The organism is Streptomyces sp. NPDC060027 (genome assembly GCF_042737005.1).
GTDB lineage: Bacteria > Actinomycetota > Actinomycetes > Streptomycetales > Streptomycetaceae > Streptomyces.
In genome coordinates this window covers 23,046-30,411 of the sequence record NZ_JBHWVI010000096.1, presented here as the reverse complement: position 1 = coordinate 30,411, position 7,366 = coordinate 23,046, and the positions used below count along the sequence as shown (strand labels likewise).

The 7,366-nt window shown below is 71.3% G+C and carries 6 protein-coding genes; 4 read left to right on the top strand and 2 right to left on the bottom strand.

What is annotated here, in order from left to right:
* Positions 1-121: 121 nt before the first annotated feature.
* On the bottom strand, positions 122-943 hold the full coding sequence (locus tag ACFWBT_RS23310) for an IclR family transcriptional regulator (RefSeq protein WP_385703422.1): 822 nt from the start codon (positions 941-943) through the stop codon (positions 122-124).
* A 211-nt stretch (positions 944-1,154) separates the two neighbouring features.
* On the opposite strand from ACFWBT_RS23310, the gene ACFWBT_RS23305 reads away from it, so the two are divergent.
* Together ACFWBT_RS23305 and ACFWBT_RS23300 are read left to right on the top strand one after the other, a co-directional pair.
* Complete coding sequence (locus ACFWBT_RS23305) at positions 1,155-1,475, top strand: bifunctional 3-phenylpropionate/cinnamic acid dioxygenase ferredoxin subunit (protein WP_351132417.1); 321 nt, start codon at positions 1,155-1,157, stop codon at positions 1,473-1,475.
* Positions 1,476-1,539: 64 nt separating this feature from the next.
* Positions 1,540-2,739 (top strand): NAD(P)/FAD-dependent oxidoreductase, encoded by a 1,200-nt coding sequence (locus ACFWBT_RS23300; RefSeq protein WP_385703418.1) that lies wholly within the window; start codon positions 1,540-1,542, stop codon positions 2,737-2,739.
* A 158-nt stretch (positions 2,740-2,897) separates the two neighbouring features.
* On the opposite strand, the gene ACFWBT_RS23295 is transcribed toward ACFWBT_RS23300, so the two are convergent.
* Complete coding sequence (locus tag ACFWBT_RS23295) at positions 2,898-3,536, bottom strand: hypothetical protein (RefSeq protein WP_385703416.1); 639 nt, start codon at positions 3,534-3,536, stop codon at positions 2,898-2,900.
* Positions 3,537-3,959: 423 nt separating this feature from the next.
* On the opposite strand from ACFWBT_RS23295, the gene ACFWBT_RS23290 reads away from it, so the two are divergent.
* Both ACFWBT_RS23290 and ACFWBT_RS23285 read left to right on the top strand, forming a co-directional pair.
* On the top strand, positions 3,960-6,923 hold the full coding sequence (locus ACFWBT_RS23290) for a nitrate- and nitrite sensing domain-containing protein (protein ID WP_385703413.1): 2,964 nt from the start codon (positions 3,960-3,962) through the stop codon (positions 6,921-6,923).
* Positions 6,920-7,357 carry a roadblock/LC7 domain-containing protein gene (locus tag ACFWBT_RS23285; RefSeq protein WP_385703410.1) on the top strand — a complete coding sequence of 146 codons (438 nt, stop codon included), beginning with the start codon at positions 6,920-6,922 and terminating at the stop codon, positions 7,355-7,357. The genes ACFWBT_RS23290 and ACFWBT_RS23285 overlap by 4 nt, the downstream gene beginning before the upstream one ends.
* Positions 7,358-7,366 lie beyond the last annotated feature (9 nt).

Genomic DNA, 7,366 nt, shown 5'->3' with positions numbered 1-7,366 from the left:
GGCTGTTTTTTGTTTATAAGACACACCCACCCGCGGGGGGGGGGGGGGTGCAACCCCGCCCCCGCGCCGTGGAGCGGGTCTGCGCCCGAGGGGGCGCCGGTGCCGGCGACGAAGCGCCGTCTCAGAAGCCGTAGCCCATCCGGCGGGACAGCTCCGCCCCCGCCGCCACCGTCCGCTTGGACAACTCCGGCAGGCGGTCCGCGTTCAGCCGGTACACCGGTCCCGACACGCTGATCGCGGCGATCACCTTGCCGTCGTGCGCCCGCACCGGAGCGGCCAGGGCGGCGAGCCCCAGCTCCAACTCCTCGAGGGTGATGCCGTACCCCTGCTCGATCACGGCCTCCAACTCGCCGCGCAGCGTGGACGGCCCGGTGATCGTGCGCTCCGTGAAACGCGGCAGAGGGCGGGCCAGCAAACCCTCCCGCAACGTGGGCGGCATGTGCGCGAGCAGTACCTTCCCGCTGGACGTGGCATGCAGCGGAGTGCGTCTGCCCAGCCAGTTCTGCGCCGTGACCGAGGCCGTGCCGCGGGCCTGCATGATGTTGACCGCGGCGTCGTCGTCCAGGACCGCGATGTTGACGGTCTCGCCCAGCTCGTCGGCGAGTTCGCGGCAGACCGGGACACCCTCCTGGGAGATGTCGAGGCGCACCGCCGCCGCCCCGGCGAGGCGCAGCATGGCTGCTCCCAGGTAGTACTTTCCGCGGTCCTTGGCCTGCCCGACCAGGCCGCGGTTCTCCAGGACGCCGAGCAGCCGGAACGCGGTGGACTTGTGCACGTCCAGTTCCTCGGCGATCTCGGTGACGCCCGCCTCGCCGAGCCGGGCGAGGATCTCCAGCACGCTCACGGCGCGGTCCACCGACTGGACGGCGCTGCCCGTGCCTCTGCCGCTCTGCTTCTCGAGGGTCTCCTCGGTGCGCTCAGCCTGCTTCTGCGTGCGGGTCATAGGACAACTCCCACCACCTGACGGCCGTGTTCGGGCCGCATCTGCGGGAAGCCCTTGACGTGACGGGATCCCCGCGCGGATTCTGTTGCGCATAGCGCTCCCTCGTGCGCCATGCGAAACATCATGTTACCGAAGCGTCCGGAACCCGGAAGGTTCCCGACGACCTGGACCTGAGGTCGCGGACGAGACGTCCGCACCGAGAGGGGGGCCCATGATTCCCGTCTGCCGCCTTGAAGACCTCCCCGAGGGCGAATCCGTCCGTGTGGAGACCACGCCACCGGTCGCCGTGTTCAACGCCGACGGTGAACTGTTCGCCATCGACGACACCTGCACCCACCAGGACGCCTCCCTCTCGGAGGGCTGGCTGGAGGGCTGCCTGATCGAATGCCCGCTGCACGCAGCCTCATTCGATCTCCGCACCGGCCGGCCGACGTGCCTGCCCGCACGCCGCCCCGTCCGTACCCACCGCGTCACCGTCGACGACGGAATCATCCACGTCCACCTCGCCGCGGAGGAGGGAACCGCCGCATGAACGCCGTGACCCTCGCACCCGGACGCCGCGTCACCGTTCCCGCCGCCGATGAAGGACGCCCCGTATGAGAACCGTGACCGTCGTCGGTGCATCGCTCTCCGGCCTGTACGCGGCCCGAGAACTGCGCGCCCAGGGCTTCGACGGACGCCTGGTGATCGTCGGTGACGAACCCCACCGCCCCTACGACCGGCCTCCCCTCTCCAAGGACTTCCTCACCGGTCGCGCCGGCGAGGACCGACTCGCCCTCACCGACACCGAGGAGAGCGCGGAACTCGACGCCGAGTGGCTCCTCGGCGTACGCGCCCGCGGTCTCGACGCCCGGGGCCGCACCGTCCTGCTGGACGACGACCGCACCGTCTCCACGGACGGAGTGGTCATCGCCACAGGCGCCTCCGCCCGCCGCCTACCCGGCGACGAACTCGCCGGCGTGCACACCCTGCGCACCCTCGACGACGCCCGTGCCCTGCGCGCGGAACTCACCGCGGGACAGCGCCGCGTGGTCGTGATCGGCGGAGGCTTCATCGGCGCCGAGACCGCGTCCTCCTGCGCCGCCCTCGGCCATGACGTCACCGTCGTGGAGGCCGCCCCGCTGCCCCTCCTTCCTCAACTCGGCCCGGACATGGCCGCCGTGTGCGCCGCACTGCACCGGCGCGCGGGCACCGTCCTCGTCACCGGAACCGGCGTCGCCGGGATCCTGGGAAGTGGTGGCGCGTCCCCTGGCGCGGTCATCGGAGTGGAACTGTCCGACGGTCGCTTCCTGCCCGCTGATGTCGTGATAATGGGGATCGGCGCCTCCCCGAACACCGGCTGGCTCGCGGGTTCGACGCTCGCCCTGAACGACGGTGTGCTGTGCGACGACGGCTGTGCGACCGGACTCGCGCAGGTGGTCGCCGTCGGTGACGTCGCCCGGGTCGGCGGCACCCGCACCGAACACTGGACCTCCGCCACCGAGCAACCCCGCGTAGCGGTGGGCAACTTGCTCGCCGGACACACCGTGACGGCCTTTCGGTCGCTGCCCTACTTCTGGTCCGACCAGTACGGTGCGCGGATCCAGTTCGCGGGGCGGCGGCGCGATTCGGACACGGTCCGGATCGTCGAGGGAGCCCTCGTCGAGGGCGCACCGGCCGAGGGCGGCTTCCTCGCCCTCTACGAGCGCGCCGGCCGCACGACGGCCGTGCTCGGCGTCGACCGCCCCCGCCCCTTCATGCGCGTCCGCCGCGAACTGGCGCGCAAGGAGGACCCGGTGGAGCCGGCAGCCCTGTGAGGATGCGACCTGGGATCACGCCGACGGGCGGTCGGCCGGCCCATGAGCTCCGTCCCGTACCTCCTGGGCCGGCCGCGTGAACAGCGATCCACCTCAGGTTCCGCCGCAACGCACCGCTCCGCGCACCCGGGGTCGAGGCGGACACGGCTGAGGCTCCGCTACGAGTGCGACAGCTGCCCGGCCCCGCCCCGCCTGCGTATCCGCTCCTGGGCCCGCGCCGCGATCCGCCCCTGACGCCGGGCCTTGCGGCGCTCGCGCCGCAGTGCCCGCGCGGTGCTGCTCGGTACCGACACCACGCCGTTCCGCTGGTTCCACACCTGCCGTGTCACCCAGACGTCCAGGGCGCCCCATGTGGCCACAACCGTACTGGCCACGCTGCTCAGGACCATCGGGAAGGCCAGCCAGGACCCCGCCATCGTGCAGAGGAAAGCCACCACGGCCTGTGTCAGCGTCACCGCGATGATGAGCACCGCGCGTACGGCCGACGTACGCACCGGATCGGGCAGCCGGCGCTTGCGCGCGGGCTCCTCGATCCACAGCGGCCGGTAGTACGCCTGCTCGTCGTGGCCCTCGTCCCCGTCCGTGGCAGCGTCCTTGTCATCGGCTCGGCCGCGTATGTCCGTGGCAGTGTCCCCGACGTCCGCGGCGGCCCGCCCGCCCGTCGCGGCTCGCCGCCTGTCCGGCTGACCCTGCCCGGTCGCCGGAATGCCGTGATCCTGGGCCTGAGTGGCCAGTTGTACCGCCTCGCGTGTCGCATCCCGTGTCCCGGGTGCCCCGCTCCGCTCCGCCGTGCCCATCAACTCGTCACTCCCCACCGCCCAGCAACCCTCTCGCACGGGTGTCTCGCGACTCCCGCTCCCCAGTTGGCTGCCCGGCTTGCGCTCTTTTACGCCGCCTGAGCGCGGCATGCGGCACCTGTGGCCGATTCCGCCCTCAACTCCCGTACAGAAAGACGAACGACCTGCCCCGAAGATTCCCGACGAGCGAAGAATTTCGGCCAACTGATGAAGTTCCCCACTCCGACGTGATCCGGCCCCAAGTGCCGGATTCAGGGAGGCAATCTCCCCCAATGAACGGACAACTCCCCATGTCCCGTTCCCCGTCGAGCGGCCGCGCGACCGGACGGGTCTTCGAGTTACCTATGAGTCAGTAGTAGGCTCACGCCGTTTGTTGACGCACATGTGTACCCCCGGCCGGAGGGGGTCGAGCTGGGGGAGGCCATGCGCTTTCGCGGGAAGTCCATCCGCCGGAAGATTGTGGCGCTGCTCCTCGTGCCTCTTGTGTCCTTGACCGCGATCTGGGCTTTCGCGACCGTGCTCACGGGGCGTGAGGCCAGCCAACTCTTCAGCGTGTCCGACATCGTGGAGAAGATCGCCTATCCGACCGAGGACACCGTCAGGGTCCTCCAGCGGGAACGCCGCCAGACGCTCGTCTATCTGGCCGATCCCCGCGCCTCCGACGGACTCGCGGCACTCGAGCGCAGCCGGAGCGCCACGGACCGGATCGTGGCGAAGGTCCGCAGGAACGCCAAGGACAAGGACGTGCGCAAGGAGCTGAGCGGGGGCACCTCGCAGCGCCTCACCTCCCTCCTCGAAGCGATCGACGGGATCGACTCGCTGCGCGCCGGTGTCGAGGAGGGCACCGTCGACCGGGCCAGGGCCCTCGGCCTCTACAACCGTCTGATCGACCCCTGCTACGTCCTGCTGGCCAACCTGCACGTGGTCGACAACGTGGAGCTGGACAAGCAGGGCCGTGCCCTCGTCAACGTGTCCCGCGCCCGCGAACTGCTCTCCCGCGAGGACGCCCTGCTCGGCTCAGCACTGGTAGCCGGTCGCATCACGCACGACGAACTCCGTGACATCTCCGACCTCGTGGCCCAGCGCGCTCTCCTGTACGACGTCAGCCTGCCGTTGCTGCCGACCTCGGAACGCGAACGCTTCGAGCGCTACCAGAAGAACGCCGCCATGGTGTCCCTGCACGTGGCGGAGCAGGCTGTCGCCGATTCCACCACCGGCTCGCCGCGCGGCGTCACCGCGAAGAGCTGGGACGGCGCGGCCAGGCCCGTGCTCGACGATCTCGGCACCCTCGAGGACCGGGCGGGCGACCACTACCAGGACAGGGTCAGGCCCGTGGCCATGGCCGTCATCCTCAAGGCGGTCGTCGCGGGCGTGATCGGCCTGATCGCCCTGCTGATCTCGCTCGTCATGTCCGTGCGCATCGGCCGGAGCCTCATCCGCGACCTGCGACGGCTGCGCCTGGAGGCCCATGAGGCGTCCGGTGTACGGCTGCCCAGCGTCATGCGGCGCCTCTCCGCCGGCGAGAAGGTCGACGTCGAGACCGAAGTGCCGCGCCTGGAGTACGACAGGAACGAGATAGGCGAGGTCGGCCAGGCCCTCAACACCCTTCAGCGCGCCGCCGTCGAGGCAGCCGTCAAGCAGTCCGAACTGCGCGAGGGTGTCTCCGAGGTCTTCGTCAACCTCGCGCGCCGCAGTCAGGTACTGCTCCACAAGCAGCTCACCCTGCTCGACACCATGGAGCGCAGGACCGAGGACACCGACGAGCTGGCCGACCTGTTCCGCCTCGACCACCTGACCACCCGTATGCGCCGCCATGCCGAGGGCCTGGTCATCCTGTCCGGCGCCGCGCCGTCCCGGCAGTGGCGCAAGCCGGTCCAGCTCATGGACATCGTCCGCGCCGCCGTCGCCGAGGTCGAGGACTACGAGCGCATCGAGGTACGCCGCCTGCCGCGGGTAGCCGTCACCGGTCCCGCCGTCGCCGACCTCACGCATCTCGTGGCCGAACTCCTGGAGAACGCCACGGTGTTCTCGCCCCCGCACACGGCCGTTCACGTGGTCGGCGAGCGCGTCGCCAACGGCTTCACCCTGGAGATCCATGACCGCGGCCTCGGTATGGCGGCCGAGGCCCTGCTCGACGCCAACCTGCGGCTCGCCGAGACTCCCGAGTTCGAACTCTCCGACACCGACCGGCTCGGTCTCTTCGTGGTCAGCCGGCTCGCCCAGCGGCAGAACGTCCGCGTCTCGCTCCAGCCGTCCCCGTACGGCGGCACCACCGCGGTCGTCTTCATGCCGGACTCCCTGCTCACCGACGACGTGCCGGACACCAACGGCATCGGATTCCGTCTCGACCGCACCCTGTCGGCCAAGGTGGCCGAGTCGGAGGAGCGCCGCAAGGCGGCACTCACCCAGGGCCCGGTGCGTCTGCCGGGGCTGCCCGCCTCGATCCTGGACGGCCCCGTCGAGCTGGACGCGCCCGTCGACCTGGACACGCTCACCGGATTCCCCGGATTCCCCGCCGCCCTCGGCGACGAGGACAGCGAACGCGGAGGACTGTTCCGTCCGCGGCGCTCCATAGCCGGCGTTCCCGCGGGGCAGCACCAGCAGACCGACGACAGCGGTGACCAGCCTGCCCGCTCCGGGGACGACGACCGCCCGGGCACCGCTCCTGTCGCGCTGCCGCGTCGCCGGACACCGAAGCTCGTCAGCTCCCACGGCCGTCCTGTCGGCCAGGCCAGGTCGCGGCGCGACCAGGCGGACGACGACTTGGCGCAGGACCTGGAACCGGTGCAGACTCTCGGCACCCCGTCCGACCCGGAGCCGATGAAGGGCGCGGACCGCCTGGAACGTCGTGCGGCGGAACTCGACGGCATGAAGCCACTGCCCCAGCGGCGCGGCGAGCGGTCCACACCGTCGGGCCGGCGCGGCGGCGAGCGTCCCGGCGTCCCCGGCCCGCGTGGACCTTCCGGCACACCCGACAGGCCCGGCCTCCGTGAGGCACCCGAACTCCGTCCGGCGCCCGGCCTCCACGACGCCCCGGCCCTGCCCCGCCGCACCCGCGGTACTGCCGCGGCGGCGAGCCCGGACGACACCGCCCCCCGCCGCGACACCGCGACGGGCCCGGCAGAATCGGATACGAACCCGCTGCCACGGCGCGTCCGGCAGGCCAGTCTGGCCCCGCAGTTGAAGGACGGACCGGCACGGCTCGCCGAGCGCGACCAGGCCCGCCGCGGCACGGGGGCGGACCCCGCCGAGCGGGACGCCGACGAAGTACGCAGCCGGATGGCCTCCCTCCAGCGGGGCTGGCAGCGCGGCCGCGACGAGAACGCCGTGGGCGACCAGGCCCAGGACGGCTCAGCACGACGAACGACAAAGGGGGACGGTCGATGACCGCACCGAAGGCCGCAGGGCCCGTGACCAGCAACGTGTCCGGCGAGCTGAACTGGCTGCTCGACGAACTGGTGGACCGCGTCGCCAGCATCCACAAGGCGATCGTGCTCTCCGGCGACGGCCTTCCGACCGGGGCCTCGAAGGACCTCAGCCGGGAGGACAGCGAGCACCTGGCCGCCGTCGCCTCCGGCTTCCACAGCCTCGCCAAGGGCGTCGGCCGGCACTTCGAGGCGGGCAGCGTCCGGCAGACCGTCGTCGAACTCGACGAGGCCTTCCTGTTCGTCACGGCCGCCGGTGACGGCAGTTGCCTCGCCGTGCTGTCGGACGCCGACTCGGACGTGGGTCAGGTCGCGTACGAGATGACGCTCCTCGTCAAGCGCGTCGGCGTACATCTGGCCGCCAGTCCGCGCACCGATCTGCCTTCGGGCGGGTAGTGGGATGAC